This is a genomic window from Streptomyces sp. NPDC001380, from assembly GCF_042895785.1.
Taxonomy (GTDB): domain Bacteria; phylum Actinomycetota; class Actinomycetes; order Streptomycetales; family Streptomycetaceae; genus Peterkaempfera.
The window spans coordinates 236,826-258,451 of record NZ_JBIAWP010000006.1 but is presented as its reverse complement, the minus strand read 5'-3'; the positions used below and the strand labels follow the sequence as shown (position 1 = coordinate 258,451).

General features: G+C 75.0%; 17 protein-coding genes, 4 tRNA genes and 3 pseudogenes. 14 read left to right on the top strand and 10 right to left on the bottom strand.

The genetic code is table 11. The annotated features are described in order from the left end of the window. Nucleotides 1-51 precede the first annotated feature (51 nt). Nucleotides 52-138, top strand: a tRNA-Ser gene (locus ACFY07_RS10475). Between the two features lie 130 nt (nt 139-268). Here ACFY07_RS10475 and ACFY07_RS10470 read toward each other — a convergent pair. After that, nucleotides 269-710 (bottom strand): annotated as a pseudogene (locus ACFY07_RS10470) (transposase); the annotation flags it as partial. Between the two features lie 121 nt (nt 711-831). On the opposite strand from ACFY07_RS10470, the gene ACFY07_RS10465 reads away from it, so the two are divergent. Continuing rightward, nucleotides 832-1,425, top strand: coding sequence for a TetR/AcrR family transcriptional regulator (locus ACFY07_RS10465; RefSeq protein ID WP_390868278.1), 594 nt, complete (start codon nt 832-834; stop codon nt 1,423-1,425). Nucleotides 1,426-1,828: 403 nt separating this feature from the next. On the opposite strand, the gene ACFY07_RS10460 is transcribed toward ACFY07_RS10465, so the two are convergent. Continuing rightward, a complete protein-coding gene (locus tag ACFY07_RS10460; RefSeq protein WP_390868277.1) occupies nt 1,829-2,638 on the bottom strand; it encodes an SDR family NAD(P)-dependent oxidoreductase in 810 nt (269 codons plus the stop codon). A gap of 171 nt (nt 2,639-2,809) precedes the next feature. Between ACFY07_RS10460 and ACFY07_RS10455 the strand changes: the two are divergent. The 7 genes and pseudogenes from ACFY07_RS10455 to ACFY07_RS10425 form a co-directional block, all read left to right on the top strand. Further along, nucleotides 2,810-3,259, top strand: a pseudogene (locus tag ACFY07_RS10455) (glycosyltransferase); the annotation flags it as partial. 278 nt (nt 3,260-3,537) lie between these two features. Beyond that, nucleotides 3,538-3,732, top strand: a complete 195-nt coding sequence (locus ACFY07_RS10450) for a hypothetical protein (protein WP_390868276.1) — start codon at nt 3,538-3,540, stop codon at nt 3,730-3,732. Between the two features lie 112 nt (nt 3,733-3,844). Continuing rightward, nucleotides 3,845-4,135: pseudogene (locus ACFY07_RS10445) on the top strand (dienelactone hydrolase family protein); the annotation flags it as partial. Nucleotides 4,136-4,915: 780 nt separating this feature from the next. Next, complete coding sequence (locus ACFY07_RS10440) at nt 4,916-5,056, top strand: hypothetical protein (protein WP_390868311.1); 141 nt, start codon at nt 4,916-4,918, stop codon at nt 5,054-5,056. Nucleotides 5,057-5,118: 62 nt separating this feature from the next. Next, nucleotides 5,119-5,415: a Dabb family protein gene (locus ACFY07_RS10435; RefSeq protein ID WP_390868275.1), complete on the top strand. Its 297-nt coding sequence runs from the start codon at nt 5,119-5,121 to the stop codon at nt 5,413-5,415. A 195-nt stretch (nt 5,416-5,610) separates the two neighbouring features. Next, on the top strand, nt 5,611-6,489 hold the full coding sequence (locus ACFY07_RS10430) for an RNA polymerase sigma factor SigF (RefSeq protein ID WP_390868274.1): 879 nt from the start codon (nt 5,611-5,613) through the stop codon (nt 6,487-6,489). 204 nt (nt 6,490-6,693) lie between these two features. Further along, the gene (locus ACFY07_RS10425) at nt 6,694-7,542 is read left to right on the top strand and encodes an RNA polymerase sigma factor SigF (RefSeq protein WP_230649273.1); all 849 of its coding nucleotides are present in this window, start codon (nt 6,694-6,696) and stop codon (nt 7,540-7,542) included. A gap of 91 nt (nt 7,543-7,633) precedes the next feature. Here the strand turns inward: ACFY07_RS10425 and ACFY07_RS10420 are convergent, their stop codons facing one another. After that, a complete protein-coding gene (locus ACFY07_RS10420) occupies nt 7,634-8,602 on the bottom strand; it encodes a tyrosine-protein phosphatase (protein WP_390868273.1) in 969 nt (322 codons plus the stop codon). Nucleotides 8,603-8,904: 302 nt separating this feature from the next. Further along, nucleotides 8,905-9,090 (bottom strand): hypothetical protein, encoded by a 186-nt coding sequence (locus ACFY07_RS10415; RefSeq protein ID WP_230649271.1) that lies wholly within the window; start codon nt 9,088-9,090, stop codon nt 8,905-8,907. 200 nt (nt 9,091-9,290) lie between these two features. On the opposite strand from ACFY07_RS10415, the gene ACFY07_RS10410 reads away from it, so the two are divergent. Further along, nucleotides 9,291-10,244, top strand: coding sequence for an aldo/keto reductase (locus tag ACFY07_RS10410; RefSeq protein ID WP_390868272.1), 954 nt, complete (start codon nt 9,291-9,293; stop codon nt 10,242-10,244). Between the two features lie 154 nt (nt 10,245-10,398). Here the strand turns inward: ACFY07_RS10410 and ACFY07_RS10405 are convergent, their stop codons facing one another. Then, the gene (locus tag ACFY07_RS10405; RefSeq protein ID WP_390868271.1) at nt 10,399-11,820 is read right to left on the bottom strand and encodes an SPFH domain-containing protein; all 1,422 of its coding nucleotides are present in this window, start codon (nt 11,818-11,820) and stop codon (nt 10,399-10,401) included. A gap of 327 nt (nt 11,821-12,147) precedes the next feature. On the opposite strand from ACFY07_RS10405, the gene ACFY07_RS10400 reads away from it, so the two are divergent. After that, nucleotides 12,148-12,789: a uridine kinase gene (locus tag ACFY07_RS10400; protein WP_390868270.1), complete on the top strand. Its 642-nt coding sequence runs from the start codon at nt 12,148-12,150 to the stop codon at nt 12,787-12,789. A gap of 138 nt (nt 12,790-12,927) precedes the next feature. Here ACFY07_RS10400 and mscL read toward each other — a convergent pair whose 3' ends face one another. After that, nucleotides 12,928-13,365 (bottom strand): large conductance mechanosensitive channel protein MscL, encoded by a 438-nt coding sequence (gene mscL, locus ACFY07_RS10395; protein ID WP_390868269.1) that lies wholly within the window; start codon nt 13,363-13,365, stop codon nt 12,928-12,930. A 264-nt stretch (nt 13,366-13,629) separates the two neighbouring features. Between mscL and ACFY07_RS10390 the strand changes: the two genes are divergently transcribed. Further along, nucleotides 13,630-14,052, top strand: a complete 423-nt coding sequence (locus ACFY07_RS10390; protein WP_390868268.1) for a globin domain-containing protein — start codon at nt 13,630-13,632, stop codon at nt 14,050-14,052. A gap of 11 nt (nt 14,053-14,063) precedes the next feature. After that, nucleotides 14,064-15,263, top strand: coding sequence for a globin domain-containing protein (locus tag ACFY07_RS10385; protein WP_390868267.1), 1,200 nt, complete (start codon nt 14,064-14,066; stop codon nt 15,261-15,263). A 43-nt stretch (nt 15,264-15,306) separates the two neighbouring features. Here ACFY07_RS10385 and ACFY07_RS10380 read toward each other — a convergent pair. From ACFY07_RS10380 to ACFY07_RS10370, 3 genes are all read right to left on the bottom strand, one after another. Continuing rightward, nucleotides 15,307-15,379: transfer RNA gene (locus tag ACFY07_RS10380), tRNA-Arg, on the bottom strand. Between the two features lie 263 nt (nt 15,380-15,642). Next, a tRNA-Arg gene (locus ACFY07_RS10375) sits at nt 15,643-15,715 on the bottom strand. Between the two features lie 210 nt (nt 15,716-15,925). Further along, a tRNA-Ser gene (locus tag ACFY07_RS10370) sits at nt 15,926-16,016 on the bottom strand. Nucleotides 16,017-16,235: 219 nt separating this feature from the next. On the opposite strand from ACFY07_RS10370, the gene ACFY07_RS10365 reads away from it, so the two are divergent. Then, nucleotides 16,236-19,799, top strand: coding sequence for a PAS domain-containing protein (locus tag ACFY07_RS10365; protein ID WP_390868266.1), 3,564 nt, complete (start codon nt 16,236-16,238; stop codon nt 19,797-19,799). A gap of 96 nt (nt 19,800-19,895) precedes the next feature. Here ACFY07_RS10365 and ACFY07_RS10360 read toward each other — a convergent pair whose 3' ends face one another. Next, nucleotides 19,896-21,551 (bottom strand): long-chain fatty acid--CoA ligase, encoded by a 1,656-nt coding sequence (locus tag ACFY07_RS10360; protein ID WP_390868265.1) that lies wholly within the window; start codon nt 21,549-21,551, stop codon nt 19,896-19,898. Nucleotides 21,552-21,626 lie beyond the last annotated feature (75 nt).

Sequence of the window (21,626 nt, the reverse complement as noted above, 5' to 3'; positions counted from 1 at the left end):
CCCCGGCAATGGATTTCACCGGCGCCCGGGCCGTCCGGTAGAGTCTGTCCCGGTAGCGTGTCCGAGCGGCCAAAGGAGCACGCCTCGAAAGCGTGTGTGGGGGCAACTCCACCGTGGGTTCGAATCCCACCGCTACCGCTCTGAGCAGGAACGACGAAGGGCCGGACGGGTATCCGTCCGGCCCTTCGTCGTTGGCTGGTCTCAATTGTGGTCCCAGTTGGCCTTCTAACTGATCGTTTCAGAATGAGGGGCGGCGGCGACGGAGGCAGACGGAGAGGGCCAGCGGGGTGCCGCGGCGATCGACGATCACACGGTGCTTGGATCCCGGGCGGCCGCGATCAACCGGGGACGGCCCGACATGACCCCCCTTTGAGAGCCCTGACATGGGAGCCGTCGACCGCGCAGTCGTCCATCTCCAGCAGGCCGGCACCGCGGAGCTCGGCGAGGAGCAGTGCATGCAGCCGGGGCCAGACGCCGGCCTCGGTCCAGTCCCGCAGTCGGCGCCAAGCGGTCATCCCCGAGCAGCCGACCATGGGGGCGGGGACGTCCCGCCAGGCGACACCCTTGCGCAGGACGTAGACGATCCCGGCGAGCGCGACGCGGGCGGGTACGCGCAGCCGTCCGGGCTGCCGGTGCCTGCGCTCGGGAGGCGGCGGCAGCAGCGGAGCCATGCGCTCCCACAGGCCATCCGGGACAAGATCATCGGACATCCGGCAGACCCTGCCTGCGAAGACCGCCCACTGCCAGCCGACACACCGATCTCATTCTGAAACGATCAGTAAACAGGATAACCCGTTCAGATACAGTTAGCCTTCCTAGTATGGTTACTGCATGACGACGATGCGAGGCGGTGCCCAGCGGCGCGAGCGCGTTCTCACTGCCGCGCTCGACGTGTTCGCCACTTTCGGGTTCCGTAAGACATCCATGGATTCGGTGGCGCAGGCCGCCGACATCTCAAGACCCGGCCTGTACTTCCTGTTCGAGAGCAAGGACGTGCTGTTCCGCGAAACGATGCGGCATGCGATGGACGGGACGATGGCGGATGTGCACGCCGCCCTCGATGATCCAACTGCGAGCCTCGCCGAACGGCTGGCGGCAGCGCTGGACGCGTGGCTCGGCCGTTATGTCGGCACCCACCTCAACCGCGGCGTGGACGCCTTGATGGAGCAGGGGCCGCAACAGTTGGGCGATCTGTATGACGAGTATCGAACCCTCATCCTGGCCTCCTTGGCGAGGGCGATCGCTGACGACGGACCGCGCAGCGATGCTGCAACTCCTGCAGACGTGGCTGATATGTTGCACGCCGCTGCAACGGGCTGGAAGTACCGCGTAAGCTCGCGTCACGAGTTCAAGAATAAGCTGGATACGGCAACTCGAATTGCCGTCGGTGGACAACCGCCCAGCAGTCACCAGCAGGTCCACTGAATCGAGAGTGGAACGGTGCGACGTCACCGGTCATCTCGCAAGGCCACGCCCGTGGTGCGGTTTTGACTGGTCGTCTTTCCTTGCCGATGCCACCACCGGTGTCACGAATGCAGGACCCTGACGCCGCCGGGATCCCGGGCGTCACGCCCCATGGCCAGATTCGCCGACATCCCAATTCAGAGGCCCCGTTGCCCCGTATGGAGCCGATCTTTGCGGCCGGCACCTCGAGGTCCGGCCCTGACACGGCGAGAAGCACCGACATCGTGCTCTGGTCCGCATCACCTACCAGCCCGCAGGGATCCCACCCCGCCCGACGGCGCCCAAGCCCAGGCGACCCGGTGGCGGTGAGCGGTGGGATGTAATCTCGCCAGCGATTTTGAGCACGCGCGCCTGCGGCCGAGGATCAGCCTGTCGTGCGAGTAACGTGCTCCCACTCCTCGTATTCAGCCATCAGTTCTTCGAATCGACCCCTGACCAAGTCCAATCCGAAGGCGCCGACGGCCAGGTGCAGCGGAGGGGCGTCGGTGCCGGTGATCTCCACGACGGCGGCCATGGACTTGGCGAGGTCGCCGCGCACGGACGTTGCCGCGAACTCAGCCATGGCGCTGTAAGCGGGGTCATAGTCCGGCAGTCGGTTGGCCACGGGCTGGGCGTTGCTGCCGAAGCTTGTCGTGCATCCAGCAGGTTCCACGAGGGTGACGTGAATACCCAGCGGCCCCACCTCCTTGGCGAGCCCTTCGGTGAGATTTTGCACAGCGCTCTTAGAAGAGGTGTACACAGCCATCGTGGGCAAGCTGACGTGCCCTCCCATCGAGCCGACGTTGAGAATGTGTCCGGACCGGCGTTCACGCATGTGCGGCAAGACGGCTTGGATGACGAGGACCGGGCCGATGACATTGGTCTCGTACTGGGCGCGGATCTGCTGCGGGGTGACCTCCTCGAGGGCTCCGAGCTGTCCGTAGCCGGCGTTGTTCATCACAGCGTCCACTGACCCGAAGCGGTCGATCGCCGTGGAGACGGCTCGCTCGATGCCGGGCGCATCGGTGACGTCCATGCGGAGGACGAGGACCTCGTCGAGTGCGGCGAAGTGAGGATTCGCCTTCGACGTGTCACGCATGGTGGCCACGACGTTCCACCCGCGCTCGACGTACTGGAAGACGGCCTCCTCTCCCATGCCCGAAGAGGCTCCGGTGATCAGGACTGTTTTGCTCATGCGGGATCTCCAGATTGCCATGTGTCTCCTGACGGGAGACACCGTGCGACTTAACGCACTGAACAAAATAAGCAGTCTTTGTGTAGCTTGCCGCACACTCGTTCAACCGTCAAGTACAGGCGGGACTCGCCGTACATCGTGCGGAGTCCCCCGGAGGCGTTGCATCCGGCGGCGACCGGGGTCCCGGCCGAGCCGGCAGGCCGCTATTGCCTGGCCGGGTTCATCGGCGGCGAGCCGCCCGACGTCCTGGCCCTGGCGGACGTGGTCGTGTCGCGCAGTGGGGCGGGAACGCTGGCGGAGCCGACCACGCTGGGCAAACCGGTGGTGTTCGTGCCGTTGGCGTCGGCGGCGGGAAACAAGCAGGTGCACAACACGCGGCATCTGGAGGAGGTGGGGGCACCGGTCGCGCTGACCGGCGAGGTGACGGCGGCCCGGCTGCAGGCGGCGATGGGCTCGCTCCTGGCCGATGCCCGGCTGAGGTGGGGCATGGCGGAGCGGGCCCGCGCGTCTGGCCGTCCGGACGCGGCGGACAGGCTCGTGGACGAGATCCTGGCCGCCGCGGCGGGTCAGTCGGTCACCCCGGAGGCTGGCCGGCGTGGAGAGCCGTCCCTGCCTCGATGAGGACGGCGCGCGTTGAACGCGTCCTGGTCCTTGACCATCGGGTCGGGTACGTCGCTGTCGCCCAGGTACAAGGTGAGCTCGGGTTGAACCGCACGGGCGAGAAGGACAAGCCCGGTGCGCCGCCGGCCGCACCCCTACCCGGTCCATGACGGCCCCTACCTGTGATCACACCAGGGCAGCGGGGCGACACACCAGACCACCGCGCTCGGGCCAGGTCTGTGCGGGCAGCGGCCCCCGGGCCGATCACGCTGACGTGTCGTCGACGCAGCGCTCCACTGATGCGCGCGGCCGCCGCGCCACTCGATCACGGCGGCTTCACCCTCGATGCCCAGCGCTGGGGCGACAGGCACAGCGTGCACTGGCTCGACCGTGAGGGGCTGCGGCGCTGGGCGGAGGAGGGGCCGGCCTTGCAGGAACTGCTGCGGTTGAAGGGCCGACGGCGTGGCCCCGTCACCCCGAAGCGCGCGCCCTGAGTGGTCTCAGTTGTGATCTCATTCGTCGGCATCCGGGGGCGTTCGCCGGTGCCTCGCGCAGGCTCCCTGACCTGGCGGGAGAACGGTCACGGAGCCCGGCGTACAGCGGGGGATCGCCGGCGCCGTCAGCATCCACGGCAGCCTCACCACACCGGCACCGTCACGGCCGCACGCCGTCCGCGGCAGGGTACTGGTCTGCCACGGCGCCTCGGACCCCCACGTCCCGGCGGCGGACGTCGCGTCGTTCGCCCGGGAGATGGAGGACGCCCACGCGGACTGGCGGCTCGTCATGTACGGCGGGGCCGTGCACGGCTTCACCCACCGGCACGCCCGACCCGGCGCCGTACCCGGAGTGGCCTACGACGAGCGCGCCGACGGACGCTCGTTCGCGGACGCGAGCCGGTTCCTCGCCGAGACGTTCGGCCTTCCGGCGGCACGAGGCCCCGGAGCGGCGGCGCTCCCGTCTCCCCGGAGCGGCACCGCTCCCGTCCCCGCGGTGCAGGCCCTGCGGCGTCCTCCGGGAGGGGCGGCGGGCCGCCGGACGCACCGGGGGCGGAGGCGCGGGCGGCCCGCACGGGCGCGTGGCCGGGGCGCGGCCCCCGGCGGGTGCGCCCGGCGCGACCCGGCAGGGGCCGGGCACGGGGTGCGGCGGAGGGCGGTACGGGGAACGACCGGTACGTGGACCGGTGCCCGGGGCGCGGAGCGCAGGGGGGAGCGGACTGCAGGAGGGGGAGCGGCTTCGGGGGGACAAGCCGCTCCCCCGGGACGGAGTCCCACAACCGGGGCCGCGTCGGGGGGAAGCCGCGGCGCCCGGTCCCACAGCGGGGACTCCGGATCCGGTACCGGCGGGTTCCTGCCAGACCCTCGGTACACCTCCATCGTGCGCCATGGGCGGGCGCGCGGCACCCCGGCGAAGCCATCCGGACCGGGGACTTTGGTCCTTTCGGCCGCAGCCGGGGGCACGGGCCCGCCCCGGGCCGGGGCGGGCGGGGCTCCGACCGGTGCCGCCCCCGCCGCCGGATGGATAGGCTGCGGCTTGCAAGTCGTCCGGGGGAGCACGGCAGCCGCCCCGAGGCGGCCCTTCCCGGGGCCTCCGGAGCTGCCGAGGGAGCGGGACGCCCCGGTGTGCGGGGCCGCGGCAGGGAGGCGGGTCAGGTTCATGGCTCAGGCGAAGAAGATCGGCATGTATCTCCTGCTCATCTTCGTGCTGTACACGATCATCACCTCGCCGTCCCGCGCCGCCGACCTGGTGCAGGTCGGCTTCGAGGGGATCTCCGGCGCGGCCAAGTCCGTGGGCACCTTCATGACGGGTCTGATCAACTGACCGGAACACCCGGCGGTTACGGTGGCGGGGAACCCCCGTCCCCTCACGCGAGGAGCGCCACCGTGATCCGGCACCTGGTCCTGTTCAAGCTCAACGACGGCGTCGACCGGGAGCGCGACGAGCGCGTCGCGGCCGGCGCCAAGGCCTTCGAGGAGCTCGGCGCGCTGGTCCCCGAGCTGCGCGCGTGGGAGTGCGGCTGGAACACCACGCAGCGCGACATCGCGTACGACTACGCCATCAGCTGCCTGGTCGACGACCGCGAGGCGCTGAAGGCCTACGCCGACCACCCGGCCCACCAGGCCGCCGCCGCGCAGTGGCGGGAGTTCGCCACCTGGGTGATCGCCGACATCGAGGTCTGAGCACCTCCCCGGGGCGGGCCCGCCGCCGTACGGGCCCGCCCCCGCACGGCCTCCGCGGCTCCGGGGGCCCGGGTCCCGCCGCCCGCAGTCCACCAACACGCGTAAGGGCGGTGCTTGCCCGAACTACAGTCGTCTTGTGATGCTATGACCGGTTTTGCCGGACAGGGGAGAGACACCAGTCGACCCCGGCACCAGGTGGTACGGAGGGGTGGCGGGTCCGTGCGGGCACAGGGCAGCGCGCCGGACGCGGGCGCGGAGCAGGACACGGGGCAGCGGGTCCTGACGGCAGGGGCACCTGCGCCCGGGGCGCGGTCGCCCCTGGACGTCAGGACCCTCACCAGGGTGCTCTTCGAACGCCTGGCCGAGCTCGAACCGGGCACCCCCGAGCACGAGCGCGTCCGCGCCGCGCTGATCGAGGTCAACGTCCCCCTGGTCCGGTACGCGGCGGCCCGCTTCCGGGGCCGCAGCGAGCCCATGGAGGACGTCGTGCAGGTCGGCACCATCGGGCTGATCAACGCGATCGACCGCTTCGACCCGGGGCGCGGGGTCCAGTTCCCCACGTACGCGCTGCCGACCATCCTGGGCGAGATCAAGCGGTACTTCCGCGACAACGTGCGCACCATGCACGTGCCCCGGCGCCTCCAGGAACTGTGGGTGCAGGTCAGCGGCGCCATGGAGGAGCTCACCGTGGCGCACGGCCGCACGCCGCGCATCCCCGAGATCGCCGCCCGGCTGCGCATCCCCGAGGAGGACGTGCGGGACTGCCTGGACGCCGGCCGCGCCTACAACGCCGCCTCGCTGGAGGCCGCCCAGGAGAGCGAGGGCGGACTGGCCCTGCTCGACCGCCTCGGCTACGAGGACGCGGCGCTGACGGACGTGGAGCACCGCGACATGGTGCGGCACCTGCTGGTGCAGCTGCCCGAGCGGGAGCGGCGGATCATCATGCTGCGCTTCTTCGGGAACCTGACGCAGTCCCAGATCAGCAGCGAGCTGGGGATGTCGCAGATGCACGTCTCCCGGCTGCTCGCCCGGATCTTCGCCCGGCTGCGGAGCAGCAACGCCTGGGATTCGTGAAGGCCCTGACGCGCCGTCCCCGCCCGCCGGACGGCGGGTCCGGGCGGCGGACGCGCGGCGGACGCGCGGCCGTCGGCGCGTTACCGGCGCGTGACATCTTGCGACGCCGGGGTTTGCCGGGGAGCGTGAGCCGGTATTCCACTGGACGTAGCCGGGAACCGCCGCGCGGCGGACTCCGTTGGTCAGTCAGGAGGGGGTGGGTTGATGTCGGTCGACCTGGACAGCTCTGAGATCCACGGTGCGGAGGCGGTCGAGGCGGTCCCCGCGGGGACGGGCCCGGAGGCGGCGGAGGGACTGGACACCCGCACGCTGTCGCGCTCGCTCTTCCTGCGGCTCGCGGACCTGGCACCCGACTGCCCCGAGCGGCTCTACGTGCGGGACACGCTGATCGAGCTCAACCTGCCGCTCGTGCGGTACGCGGCGGCCCGGTTCCGCAGCCGCAACGAGCCGATGGAGGACATCGTCCAGGTCGGCACGATCGGCCTGATCAAGGCGATCGACCGGTTCGACCCGGAGCGCGGGGTGGAGTTCCCCACCTTCGCGATGCCGACCGTGGTCGGCGAGATCAAGCGGTTCTTCCGGGACACCAGCTGGTCGGTGCGGGTGCCGCGGCGGCTGCAGGAGCTCCGGCTGGCCCTCACCCGCGCCGGCGACGAGCTCGCGCAGGAGCTGGACCGCTCCCCCACCGTCGCCGAGCTCGCCCGCTGCCTGGGCGTGAGCGAGGAGGACGTGGTGGAGGGCCTCGCCGTCGGCAACGCCTACACCGCCAGCTCCCTGGACTCCACCCCGGCCGAGGAGGACGGCGACGGGCCGCTCGCCGAGCGGCTGGGGTACGAGGACGTCGCGCTGGAGGGCGTGGAGTACCGGGAGTCGCTCAAGCCGCTGCTGGCACGGCTGCCGGCCCGCGAGCGGCGCATCATCATGCTGCGCTTCTTCGCCAACATGACGCAGTCCCAGATCGGCGAGGACATCGGGATCTCGCAGATGCACGTCTCCCGGCTGCTCACCCGCACGCTGGCGCAGCTCCGGCACGGCCTGACCTCGGAGGAGTAGGACGCCGCGTCCCGGGCCGCCACCGGCCCGGGACGGTGGTCCGCGCGGTCCGGGCGGCCCCGGCCCCGCGCCTCCGTGGCCCGGGCCCGGCTCAGCCCTCCAGCAGATTGGCCCGCAGACCCCGCAGCACGTCGTCGCCGAGGCCGAGGCCGTCCGCGAGGAAGCCGTCGAAGTCCGGCCAGCCCGCCTCGACCTCGGCGAAGGCGGCCTCCAGGTAGGCGGCCTCGGCGCGGTAGACGGGCAGCAGCAGCTCCGGCTCCTCCATGACCCCGCGGGTGCCGAAGGCCTCCATGATCCGCTCCACGAGGACGGCGTGTCGCTCGTTGGTGAGCAGGTAGTCGTCGAAGACGGTGTCCCGGTCGACGCCGAGCGCGGTGAGCAGCACGGCGGCGGTCCAGCCGGTGCGGTCCTTGCCCGCGGTGCAGTGGAAGAGCAGGGGCGTGCCGCCCGGCTGCGCCAGCAGCCGCAGGACGCGGGCGAAGCGGCCGCGGGCGTCCTCGTCGGTGACGAACCAGCGGTAGAGGCCGGTCATGATGGCCTCGCCGCCCCCGTCGCCGAGCAGGGCGCGCTGGGAGGCGGGGTCGCGGCCGGCGAGGGCGTCGCGCAGGGCCACGTAGATGTCGAAGTGGTGGGAGTACACCGGCAGGTGGTGCAGGGTGACGCCGTCCGGGCCCTCCGGCACGACGGTCATCGGGGTGGCGGAGTGCTCGGCGGCGTCGATCTCCGCGACGGGCAGGCCGGGCACCCGGTCCGGCCCGTTCTCCCGGACCTCCGCGAGGCCCCGCAGGTCGACGACCTGGCGCAGGCCGAGGACGCTGAGGGCTTCGAGGTCCTCGGCGGAGAGCCGGTGCAGGGCGTCGCTGCGCAGGGCCGCCCCGTGGCGGACGGTGCGCCCGTCGGCGGTGCGGTAGCCGCCCAGGTCGCGGGCGTTGAGGGCGCCGCCGAGGCCGAGGCTGCGGGCCGCGGGCCGGTCGGCGACGGCGGGGGCGCCGGAGGCAGGCTCCACGCCGGACGGGGCGGTGGCGACGGCCTCGGCGGGCGGCTGCTGGCGGTCGGTCATCGCTTCCTCCCGGGGGTGGGGCTGCTGGACTGGCGTTCGGTGGATGTTCCACGTGGAACGTCGACCGGGCTCGCGCCGGGGGCGCGCACCGCCTGGCGGGCGCCCCGCCGCCGGGCGCGCGGGAGCAACCGGCGGCTCCCTGCCGGACGTGCGGTCACCGGACGTGAGGTGACCGGACGTGCGGCCCGGGGGCTCCGGCCGCGCGCCGGCCGGCCGGACTGCCGGCCGGCCCGGAAGGCGGACGGCCCCGGCCGGTCGGCCGGGGCGGAGGACCGGAGAGGCGGGTCGGGGAGGCGGAACGGTCAGGAGAAGGCGAGCCAGGCGACCGCGGCCACGACGACCACGGCGGCGATCACCACGGCGGCGATCACGCCGGTGCGGCTGCCGCCGTCGGTGCCGGTGGCGGCGGGGGTGCGGGGTTCCGGGGTGTCGACGAAAGCCCGGAACATCTGGGTGGAGGCGGCGGGGTCGATGTCGTTGTCGGCCATGGCGAGGACTCTAACGAACCCGGGGCCCCCGCGGGACCCCGGTCCCCCGGAGGAGTTGCGGCCGGCCCGGCGGCGGTCCGGCGGCGGTCCGGCGGCGGTCCGGCGGCGCTCCGGCGGCGCTCCGGCGAACGGTGCGACCGGGGCCGGGACCGGGTCCGGCGGGGTGAAACAACGGGCGCCGCCGGTACGTTGGCCCCTGCATGACCGACAAGCGCATGGTGACCCTCGGCGGCTCCGACCTGGCCGTCCTCCCCCTCTCCCTGGGCGGCAACGTCTTCGGCTGGACCGCGGACGAGCAGCAGTCCTTCGCCGTCCTCGACGCCTACGCGGCCGGCGGCGGCAACTTCGTCGACACCGCCGACGTCTACTCGGCCTGGGCGCCGGGGAACTCCGGCGGCGAGTCCGAGACGGTCATCGGCAGGTGGATGCGGTCCCGGGGCAACCGCGACGCCGTCGTGGTCGCCACCAAGGTGGGCGCGCACCCCGAGCGCAAGGGCCTGCGGGCCGCGAACGTCCGCGCCGCGGCCGAGGACTCCCTGCGCCGGCTGCAGACCGACCGCATCGACCTGCTGTACACCCACTTCGACGACCCGGAGACCCCGGTCGAGGAGTTCCTCGGCGCGCTGGACGAGCTGGTCCGCGCGGGCAAGGTCCGCCACATCGCGGCCTCCAACATCAGCCCGGAGCGGCTGGAGGAGGCGCTGGCGGCCTCCGAGCGGGAGGGGCTGGCCCGGTACGTGGCCGTCCAGCCGCACTACAACCTGGTCTCCCGCGGGACCTACGAGGGCCCTCTCGCGGAGACGGCGGCCCGGCACGGCCTCTCCGCGGTGCCGTACTTCGCGCTGGCCTCGGGCTTCCTCACCGGCAAGTACCGGCCGGGGGGCGCCGCGGTGGAGAGCGCGCGGGCGGCCGGCGCGGGGAAGTACCTGGAGGACCCGCGCGGGCCGAGGATCCTGGAGGCGCTGGACGCGGTCGCCGCCGCCCGCGGCGCGGAGGTCGCCACGGTGGCACTGGCCTGGCTGGCGGCGCAGCCGACGGTGGCCGCGCCGATCGCCAGCGCCCGCACGGTGGAGCAGGTGCCGGCACTGCTGGCGGCGGCGGAGCTGGAGCTGACGGCGGACGAGCTGGCGGCGCTCACCGCGGCGTCCGCCTGAGCGGACGGGTCCGGCCCGGCGCGGGGGCCCGCGGCGGTTCCGGCCGGGGGGCGGCCCCGGTGCCGGAACCGGCCCGGCGCCCGGGCGGACGCCGGGGCGCGGGCCGGGCGGACGCCGGGGCGCGGGCCGGGCGGCGCGGGCCGGCCGCCCCGCCTCACCTGCGCCGGCCGTCCCGCCGCGCGGACGCGCCGGGCACGCCGGCCGGGGCGACGAAGGCGACCAGCAGCTGCTCCATCAGCGCGCTGCGGGCCTGGCGGTCCAGCTCCTGGGAGGTGGCGCGCTCCAGCCGGCGCACGGCGAGCGCGGCGGCCTCCACCGCGTCGTCGACGATGACGTTCCGCAGGCCGGCGTCGAGGTCGGCCACCCGGCGGCGGCGCATGCTGTCGGCGACGTCCGGACCGTACTCCAGGGAGAGCGGCTGGACGGAGTACACCTCCAGGCCGACCGGGAGGGCCTCCGCGGCCAGGGCGCGGGTGAGCTCCTCGCCGAACCACTGCCCGTCGCGCAGCGACGGGCCGGGCTCGTCGAAGGTGTCGCACGGCAGGAGGGCGGCGGTGCGGCTCAGCACGGCGTGGACCTGCTCGCGCAGGTAGTCCTCGTGGTCCAGCACGGAGAGGACGGCCCGGGCGGTGTCCCTGACCCGCCAGACGACGAGCAGGCCGACCCGGATCGGGACGCCCTGGCGGTCCACCGCCTCCACCGGCTCGCTGCGCCAGTGCCGGATCCGGACGTCGACGCGGCGGCGGCGCAGGACCGGGTTGACCCAGACCAGGCCGGTCCTGCGCACGGTGCCCCGGTAGTGGCCCCAGCAGGCGAGCACCCGGGCCTCGCCGCCGACGTTGGCCATCAGGCCGGCGAGCGTGAAGAGGCCGACGCAGGCGGGCAGCACGGCGAGGCGGGCGGCGGTGACCCGCCCGGCGGGGAAGGCCTCCGCCGGTCCGGGCAGCCACCACGGGAGCATGCCCGCCCGGCCCAGCAGCATCTCCGCGCCGGCGGCGCAGGCGAGCAGCAGGAGGAGGGCGGCCCAGCCGGGGAGCACGACCCGCGGCAGGTGCTCCTTCAGGCCGGCGTCGGCCCGCGGCGGGCGCCGGCCGTGCACGGCGGCGGCCGCGGCTGCGGCGGCGGCCGGAGTGCCGGTGTCGACGGGGGCGGCTGCGGAGGGGTCGGGGGCGGGCCCGGCCGGGACGGCGGACGGCGCGGCGGTGGCGGGAGGTGCCGCGACGGGCCGCGCACCGGCGGCGGGTGCGCCGGCGAGGGGCGCGTCGGCGAGCGCGGTCCCGGCGAGGGACGCGGCCACCGTGAGGGGCCTGACGGGTGCGGGCCGGGCCGCGGGGGGCGCGCCCGGCGCCCCGGCGGCGGCGCCGGACTGCCGGGCGGCGCCGCGGGGTTCGCCGCCGTACCGGCCGGCGTCGCCGTACGGGTCCGCACCGCCGTAGGGGTCGCGGACGGGGCCGTCCGGACGGGCGGAGCGTCCGGGCGGGCCGTCGAAGGGTTCGGCCGTGCCGACGGGCGGCTCCTCCTCGGGATGCTGCGCCCGGGGGACGGAGCGCTGGAGGCTGCGGGGGATCACGTCCATGCACGGTCCTCGTGGTCTGTGGGTCCGGTTCCCCGGCCAGGGTAGGCATATAACCCATCAATTCCGGCATAGAGGAATGCTCGTGTCGCAATCGGCATCCTGCGGACCACGGTCCCGCCGGGTCCCGGGCGCCCCGGCGGGACGCCCCGCCGCACTCCGGGCAGCACTTCTCCGCCGGCCCCGTCCGTCGGCTCCCGGCCGGGCACGGCCGGAGCACGGCCGGTGCGGGAAGCCCCGCCCCCCGGGGACGCTGCCCGCACCGGACGGGGCCGCGCACGGGCCGCAGACCGGCCCGCCGGACACGGCCGGACGGGGCAGGATGGGGGCGTGACGCCCTCCACCGTGCGCCCCATCACCCCCGAGCGGCTCGCCGGCGAACTGGCGGACCGCATCACCGCCCTGCCGGGCACGCCCTGGCTGCGGGTCGCCGTGGACGGCGCCCCCGCGGCGGGGCCCGGCGCCCTCGCCGACGCCCTCTGCGCGCCGCTGCGCCTGCGCGGCCGGCCCGTGCTGCGGGTGTCCGCCGGGGACTTCCTGCGGCCCGCCTCGCTCCGGCTGGAGTACGGGCACCAGGACCCGGACTCCTACTACGACGGCTGGCTGGACTCCGGCGGGCTGCTGCGCGAGGTGCTCGCCCCGCTGGACCCGGGCGGCAGCGGCCGGGTGCTGCCCTCGCTGCGGGACGCCGCCTCGGACCGGTCCACCCGGGCCCCGTACGCGGAACTGCCCCCGGGCGGGGTGCTCCTGCTCGACGGGGACCTGCTGCTGGGGCGGTGGCTGCCGTTCGAGCTGACCGTGCACCTGGCGCTCACCCCCGGCGCGCTCTCCCGGCGCACGCCGCCGGAGGACCGCTGGACGCTCCCGGCGTACGCCCGCTACGAGGAGGAGGTCGGGCCGGCCGCGGCCGCCGACGTCGTCGTGCGGGCCGACGACCCGCGGCACCCCGCGCTGGTGGAGCGGCCGGGCTGACCCGCGCCGGTCCGCAGCGCCGGGCCCCGCACGCGGACCGGCCCGCACCGGCGGGGCCGGTGCGGGCCGGGACGGCACGCGGGTGCGGGCGCACGGGCGCAGGTGCGGGCGCGGGCTCGGGGCCCCGCGCCGCCCGGTTCAGACCCTGGTGTGCGCCTGCTCGGGGAACGGCCGCTGGCCGAGCTCGGCCGTGCAGAAGGCGCAGCGGGTGGCGGCGGCCGGGATGGAGCTCAGGCACTTCGGGCACTCGGCCTTGGGCGCCTCGATGTCCTTGCGGGGCAGGAAGCGGTCGCTGAGCTTGGCGAACGGCAGCACCACCAGGAAGTAGATCACCGCCGCGACCAGCACGAAGCTGATCAGTGCGTCCAGGAAGGCGCCGACGGGGAACTTGGTGCCGGCGACCGTGTAGGACTTCTGGCTGAAGTCGCCCACCGTGCCGGTGGCCAGGCCCATCAGCGGGGTGAGGAACGCGGTGACGAAGCCTTTGACGACGGCGGTGAAGGCCGCGCCGATGACGATGCCGACCGCGAGGTCGACGACGTTGCCGCGTAGCAGGAAGCTGCGGAAGCCCTTCACGTGGCTGCTCCATTCGTGGGGGGACGGGTCGTGGGAGGACGGGGTGCGTCTGCCCGGAGCGCTCCCGGGCAGGCACGGGCCCCGGGGCATCCTTGCGGATCCGGGCGCCGGGGCGAAGCCGGACGGAGGGCCGCCCTCCGCTTCGTCCGCCCTTCAACCTGTGACCTGTAAACGACTGTCCGGAATTGACCGCACAGAGCGCTTTCTGACTCTTCATCTGCACAATCTGTTCGCAGAGTCACGGCATCGATACAGTCAGGCCCCGTGACAGTGAACCCCGATCTCATCAAGAGAAGCTTTTCGGCCGTCCAGCCCCACGGGACAGAGGTGACCGCCTGGTTCTACGACCACCTCTTCGCCCGCCACCCCGAGGTCCGCGGACTCTTCGCCGAGCACCTGGGGCAGCAGCAGGACCGGCTGTGGGCGGCCCTCGGCGCGCTGGTGGCGAACCTGGAGGACCCCGCGGCCCTGACCCGGATCCTGGAGAACCTCGGCCGCCGGCACGCCTCCTACGGCGCCCTCCCCGAGCACTACCCGGCCGTCGGCGCCAGCCTGCTGGCCACCCTGGAGCACTTCGCGGGCGACACCTGGACCCCCGAGACCGCCGCCTCCTGGGGCGCCGTCTACGGGGTGGTCAGCAGCACCATGACCAGCGCCGCCGCGGGCGAACCGACCCCGGCCGCCTGAGGCGACCGCCCGTGGCCTTCGACCCCGCGGTCCTCCGCGACAGCTTCGCCGTCGTGGAGCGCCGTGCCGACCACGTGGCCAAGTACTTCTACGCCCACCTGTTCACCCACAACCCGGGCGTCCGCGCGCTCTTCCCCGAGGACATGGGGGAGCAGCGCGACCGGCTCTTCGGCGCGCTCACCCACCTGGTGCTGCGGCTGGAGGACCCCGGCCGGCTGACCGCCTACCTCGGCGCCCTCGGCCGCGACCACCGCAAGTTCGAGGCGCTGGAGGAGCACTACCCGGCGGTCGGCGCCAGCCTCGTGGCCGCCCTGCGGCACTTCTCAGGCCACTCCTGGACCGCCGAGGTCGAGAAGGCCTGGTGCGAGGCGTACGCGGTGATCTCGCAGGCGATGACCGACGCAGCCCGCGCGGTGCCGGCCGACGAGCCCGCCTGGTGGAACGCCCGCATCACCGGCCGGCGCCGGGCCGCCCCGGACGTCGCCGTGCTCACCCTCGCCCCCGACCGGCCGTACCCGTTCACCGCGGGCCAGTACCTCAGCGCGTGCAGCGCCCGGGCGTCCCGGGTCTGGCGGCCGTACTCGGTCGCGAACGCGCCCCGCGCCGACGGCACCCTGGACATCCACGTGCGCCGGATCCCCGGCGGGCTGCTCAGCGGGGTGCTGGTGGACCTCGCGGTCCCCGGGGAGTGGCTGCGCCTGGGCCCGCCGATGGGCGGCGCCGTCCTCGACCCGGCCTCCCGCCGGCCGCTGCTGGCGGTCTGCGGCGGTACGGGGTGGGCGCAGACCGGGGCGCTGCTGGAGCAGGCGGCGGCCGCCCCGCGCCCGGCGGTGGCCTTCGTCGGCGCCCGCAGCGACGCCGACCACTACGACCTGGAACGGATCCGGGCCCTGGTCGGCCGCCACCCGTGGCTGGAGGTCGTCCTCGCCGCACCGGAGGACGGCGGCAGCCGGGAGGACGCGGCGCGGCTGCTGCGTGCGGGGCTGGCGGAGCGCGGCGGCTGGGAGGGGTACGACGTGCACCTGAGCGGGCCGCCCGGCATGGGGGACTCGCTGGCGGCGCTGCTGCGCTCCTGCGGGGCCGAGCCGGAGCGGATCCGGTACGACCCGGTGCCCGCGCCGCAGGAGGGCCGGCCGCTGACCCCCTCGGACTGGTTCCTCATGCAGCGGGACGTCCCCTGGATCAACGGCACCGAGCTGGGAGGCGCATGACGCAGAGGGCCCCGGGCATCAGCCCGGGGCCCTCTGCGTGCTGTGCGCTCGGCAGGATTCGAACCTGCAACCTTTTGATCCGTAGTCAAATGCTCTATCCGTTGAGCTACGAGCGCCCTCAGTCGGCCTGCGGCCTCCTGCGGTGGTGCGGGGACAACACTACCCGATCCGGGAGGCGGTTCCGACCAGGCACGCCCGGCACCCGGGGCGGGCCGCCCGGAATCCGGTGCGGGAGGCCCCCGGGAACGGGGCCGGCGGGCTCCCGGTGCGGCACCCCCGGACGCCGCGCGGGGCCCGGGCCCGGAGGCGGGCACCCCCAGGCGGGCACCCCCACGACGCAGAGGGCCCCGGGCTGGTGCCCGGGGCCCTCTGCGTGCTGTGCGCTCGGCAGGATTCGAACCTGCAACCTTTTGATCCGTAGTCAAATGCTCTATCCGTTGAGCTACGAGCGCCCTCAGTCGGCCTGCGGCCTCCTGCGGTGGTGCGGGGACAACATTACATGACCTCCGCGCCGGGACGAAATCGGATATCCGCGCCCGGCCGGGCGCCGCCTGCGGCCCTCCGTTCGCTCACGGCGAACAGGGGCGGCGGCCGGCGGGGGTCCGCCGGGCCGGGAGACGGAGAAGCCCCGCCGACGGTGTCGGCGGGGCTGTCCCGGAGTGCGGAGGCTCGGGGATTTGAACCCCGGATGGGCTTTAAGGCCCAAACCGCATTAGCAGTGCGGCGCCATAGACCAGACTAGGCGAAGCCTCCCTGCGCGGGTCCGCGTCACGACGAGCGACGCGCACCACGTGCCTGGATGGTGCCACAGCCTACCCGGCCGCGGCCAACCGCCGCCAACGTTACTAGGCGGGTCGTCGGAACCGCAAAAACAATGCGATAGTGCTGGGTGGCACAGCCCGGGGGAGCGGGGGAGCGGTGGAAGGGACACCGCGGCACAGCACGAGTTCAGCCAGAGGAGGACCCCTCGACGTGAGCAGCAGGCCGACCCGAGGCGCTGCTCGCCTCGCAGCGATACTCGACGCCCTTCCGGACGCGCTGCTCCTCGTGAACAGCAACGGCACGGTCGTGGACGCGAACACCGCTGCCGTGGAGAGCCTCCAGGCGCCGGGCACCTCACTGGTCGGGATGGGCGTGCTCGCGCTGCTCCCCGACCTGGACCCCAGCCGCATCCCCGGATCCATGCGCCCCTCCCAGGGCGGCCCGCAGGGGCTGGACCGCCCCGTCCGGATGACCGCGCACCGCACCGACGGCACCAGCCTCCAGGTCGAGGTCTCCTCCAACGACTTCGAGGACGAGGGCTCGCAGTACTCCCTCTCCCCCCTCGTCCCCTACGACCCGTTCCGCGGCGGCTCCTCCGGCTGGGCCGCCCCCGGGTACGGGACCTCCGACGGCGGCGCCCGCGAGCTGCTGCTGATCATGGTCCGCGACCTGACGGACCGGCTCGGCGTCGAGGCGGAGCTGCGGCGCCAGCACAAGCAGACCGAGATGATCCTGCGCGCCGCCGCCGAGGGCATCGTCGGCGTCGACCTCGACGGCCGCGTGGTCCTGGTCAACCCCGCCGCCGCCCACATCCTCGGCTTCCGGGCGAGCGAGCTGGGCGGCCGCGAACTGCAGCCGCTCGTCCAGCACTCCAGGGCGGACGGCACCCCGGTGGCCGCCGACGAGTCCCCGCTGAACGACACCCTGGCCTCCGGCCGCAAGCACCGGGTGCGCGGCACCGTGCTGTGGCGCAAGGACGGCCGGCCGGTGACCGTGGACCTCACCACCGCCCCCGTGCGCGACGGCGAGCAGCTCGTCGGCGCCGTGATGACCTTCACCGACCGGACGAGGGAGCTGGCGCTGGCCGCCCGCGGCCGCCACCTGACGGCGGTGCTGGAGGAGGAGCTGCGCGGCTCGCTGGACCAGCTGCGCCGTCGCATCGACGGCCTGGCCGGCGACCCGGCCGGCCAGCTGTGGCCGGAGGCCAACTGGACGCTGCGGCGCCTCGCCGACGAGTGCGCCCGCTTCTCCCGGCTGGTCGACGGCGTGCTGTCGTACCAGCGCTTCGAGGCCGCCGCGGAGGCCGGCAAGGACGCCCTGGACCGCAGGCCGGTGAGCCTGGAGAAGGTCGTGCAGCGGTCCGTGGACGCGGCCGGGGAGCTCGTGGGGGCCGACCGGGTGCGGATCTCGGTGCACGCGGCGCCCCTCGAGGTGGTCGCGGACTCCGCCCGCCTCGCCCAGGCCCTGGCCCACCTGGTGGCCGACGTCAGCGGGGTCACCCTGTCGCTGGACGCCGCCGAGGACGCGGCGCGCGCCGCGGCCGTCCCCTACGGGGGCGCGCCGGCGCTGCCGCCGGTGGGCGGCGACGCGCCCGTGGTGGTCGTGGCGGCCGCGCAGCGCGGGGACGTGGCCCGGATCGAGGTGCGCGGCCCCGGCGACGGCGGGAGCCCGGTGCACCTGCCGATAGCCCGCGGCATGGTGGAGCGGCACGGCGGCGTGCTGCAGCCGCACCGGCTGCCGGACGGCAAGGGCACCACGTACGTCGTGGAGCTGCCCCTGGACCCGGCCGCCGCGCGGGCCGCGGCGGAGCGGGCCGGGGCGGCCGGGCGCCGCGACGCGCCCAAGGAGACGGACACCGCCGTCCTGCCGGAGCTGCCCGAGGGCATCCCCGCGGCGCGCGGGCCGCAGGACGGTCCCCGCGACGGCGCAGCGGACGGCGGACGGGGCGCGGAGGCCGCCCGGGCGGCGGACCGCGGCCCGGACAGCGGCCCGGGCGGCCCGCAGGCCTCCCGGGGGCCGATAGCCCTCGGCCCCGGCTCCCCCGCCGGGGAGCCGGAGGGGCGCGACGGCCCCCGCCCGCCCCGGCAGCGGACCGCCGAGGACGGGCCCCGGCCGGACCGGCCCGGCGACGGGCGGCGCAGGCGCGCGCTCCCGGCCGCCGAGGGCGCCGAGTCCTACCCGGGCGACCCCTCGCGGGGCGCCCGGCCCGCCGCGGCCGACCCCCGGGGCGGCACCCCGCCCCAGGACACCGCGTCCGCGCCGCCGCAGGCCGGCGGCCGGCCCGCGGGCGCGGCGGACGGCGGCGCACCGTACGGCGCCGAGCACGGCGGCGCCGCACCGCACGGCGGCCCCCACGGCCTCCCGGCGCAGGCCACCCCGCCGCACGGGCTCCCCCTGCCCGCGGCCCCCCTCTACCCCGGCCTGGAGAACGCCCTGCCCGCCGCCCCGGCCGTACCGGCGCAGGCCTCCGCGCCCGCGCCCACCGGCCGCCGCCGGCGGCTGGCGGTGCCCCCGGGCGACGACGCCCGGCCCGGGGAGCAGGCCGGCGCGGCCGCACCGGACCAGGGGGCGCCCGCCGCGCCGCAGGCGCCCCTCGCCCAGCCGGCGCTCCCGCCGGCCCCCGCGCAGCCCGTCGGCGGCCCGGCGGCGCTGGAGCCCGCCCGACCGGGGCCCGGGGACCCCTTCGTCACCGGCTCCGGCTTCCTGCCGGCGCCCTTCCCCCCGGGGCCGTTCGCCCCGGGCACGTCCGGTCCGGCGGTGCTGCCGGTGACCGCGATCCGGACCGACGGCGTCGCGGCCGGCCCCGTACGGGAACTGGCGCCCCGCGCCGCGGACCGGCCCTCCGACGGCCCCCTGGCGCTGGCGGCGGCCCCGGCGGCCGCGCCCGCCCCGCCGCAGCCCATCGCGGTGCCGCCGCTCACCGGGACCGACGACACGGACGGCGCCGGACTGCCGTCGCCGGGCGGCGCCGGTGCCCACGGTGCCCCCGGCACCGTCGGGACCGGGACGGACGACCCGGCCCAGGCCCCGGGCGCCGCGCCGTCGCCGGACGACGGGCCGCGCCGGCTGCTGGTGTGGCCGGAGCCGGAGCCGTCCACCAAGCAGGCGCTCAAGGACCGCGGCTACCGCCCGGTGATCGTCCGCTCCCGGGAGGAGGTGGACGCGCAGGCCGGGGCGCGCCCGGCGGCGCTCTTCGTCGACCCGCTGACCGGTCCGATCACCCGCACCGCCCTGCAGTCGCTGCGCACCGCCGCCGTCAACGCGCAGGTGCCGGTGCTGGTGACGGCGGGTCTGGGGCAGGCCACCCGGGAGGCCGCGTACGGCGCGGACCCGGCGGTGCTGCTGCGGGCGCTGTCGCCGCGCGACAGCGAGAGCCACGCACCGCGGGTGCTGCTCGTGGAGGCGGACCCGGACATCGCCACGGCCCTCTCCTCCGGACTGGAGCGGCGCGGCATGCACGTGGAGCACGCGGCGTCGGAGAGCGACGCGGTGTCCCGGGCGAGCAGCGTGCAGCCCAACCTGGTGGTGATGGACCTGCTGCTGGTGCGGCGGCGCCGGGTCGGGATCGTGGACTGGCTGCGGTCCAACGACCGGCTGTACCGGACGCCGCTGGTCGTCTACACCTCGGTGGACATGGACCCGCAGGAGCTCCCGCGGCTGCGGACCGGCGAGACGGTGCTGTTCCTGGCGGAGCGCTCCACCACGCCGGACGTCCAGGGCCGGATCGTCGACCTGCTGGGCAAGATCGGGTCCCCGGCCGGCGAGGTCCACTGACCCCGGTACGGGCGCGGCCCCGGAACGGGCACGGGCGCGGCCCCGGAACGGGCACGCGCGGGCGGGCCGGGGCGGCGCCCCGGCCCGCCCGGCGGGTCACTTCCCCAGCAGGGTGACGTCGATCTCGCCGGCGGCGTACTGCCGCCGGATCACCTTCTTGTCGAACTTGCCGACCGACGTCTTCGGCACGGCCTCCACCACCGACCAGCGCTCCGGCAGCTGCCAGGAGGCGACCCGGTCGGCGAGGAAGGCCCGCAGCACGGCGAGGTCGGCGGCGGCCCCGGCCCGCAGGACGACGGTGGCCAGCGGCCGCTCCCCCCACCTCTCGTCGGGCACGGCGACGACGGCGGCCTCGGCGACGTCGGGGTGGGCCATCAGGTGGTTCTCCAGCTCCACCGAGGAGATCCACTCGCCGCCGGACTTGATGACGTCCTTGGCCCGGTCGGTGAGGGTGAGGTAGCCGTCGGGGGTGATGGTGCCGACGTCGCCGGTCCGCAGCCAGCCGTCCTCGCTGAACTTGTCCTCCGGCCGGAGCGGCTCCTGCCCGGCGCCGCCGTAGTAGGCGCCGGCGATCCAGGGGCCGCGGACCTCCAGCTCGCCCGCCGAGACGCCGTCGTGGGGCATCCGGCTGCCGTCCGGGCCGGTGAGCCGGGCCTCGACGGAGGCGGGGAAGCGGCCCTGGGTGGTGCGGTAGCGCCACGCCTGCTCGGGCGTCAGGCCGCCGGGGACGGTGGCGAAGGAGCCCAGCGGCGAGGTCTCGGTCATGCCCCAGGCGTGCACCACGTCGATGCCGTGCCGCTCCTCGAAGGCCCGCATGAGCGAGGGCGGGCAGGCGGAGCCGCCGATGACGACCATTCGCAGCGAGGAGGTGTCGTACGACCCGTGGTCGAGCTCGTCGAGCAGTCCGGTCCAGATGGTGGGGACGGCGGCGCTGACGGTGGGCCGCTCGGCGTCGATCATGCGGGCCAGCGGCTGCGGCTGGAGGAAGCGGTCGGGCATCAGCAGGTTCGTGCCGGACATGAAGGCCGCGTGCGGGATGCCCCAGGCGTTGACGTGGAACATCGGCACGACCGGCAGCGCGGTGTCGCGGGCGGTGAGGGCGAAGGAGTCGCCGGCGATGACCTGGAGGCAGTGCAGGTAGACCGAGCGGTGGCTGTAGGCGACGCCCTTGGGGTCGCCGGTGGTGCCGGAGGTGTAGCAGAGGGCGGCGGCGGAGCGCTCGTCGAGGTCGGGCCAGGGGTAGTCGGCGGGACGGCCGGCGATGAGCTCCTCGTAGTCGTGGACGGTGCCGGCGAACCCCTCCAGGGGGGTGCGGTCGCCGTCGCCCACGACCACGATGTGCTTCAGGGCGGGGCCGAGCAGCGGCAGGACGGGTCCGAGCAGCGGCAGCAGGCTCGCGTCGACCAGGACCGCGTGGTCGGCGGCGTGGTCGATGATGTACGCGAGCTGGTGGGCGGGGAGCCTCAGGTTGAGGGTGTGGAGGACGGCGCCCATGGCGGGGACGGCCAGGTACGCCTCCAGGTGGCCGGCGTTGTTCCACATCAGGGTGGCGACGCGCTGGTCGCCGGTGACGCCCAGCTCGTCGCGGAGCGCGTGGGCGAGCCGGGCGGCGCGGGCGCCGACCTCGGCGTAGGTGCGGCGGTCGACGCCGGTGCCGTTCCAGGTGGAGACGGTGGAGCTTCCGTGGACGGTCGACCCGTGGACCAGGATCCGGGCGACGGTGAGCGGGACGTCCTGCATGGTGCTGAGCACTCGGGTCCTCCTTGACCGGGCGGCTGCTGCGACCCCCGCCCCCTACCCGCCGGTAGCGGGGGCCGTGGCCCGATT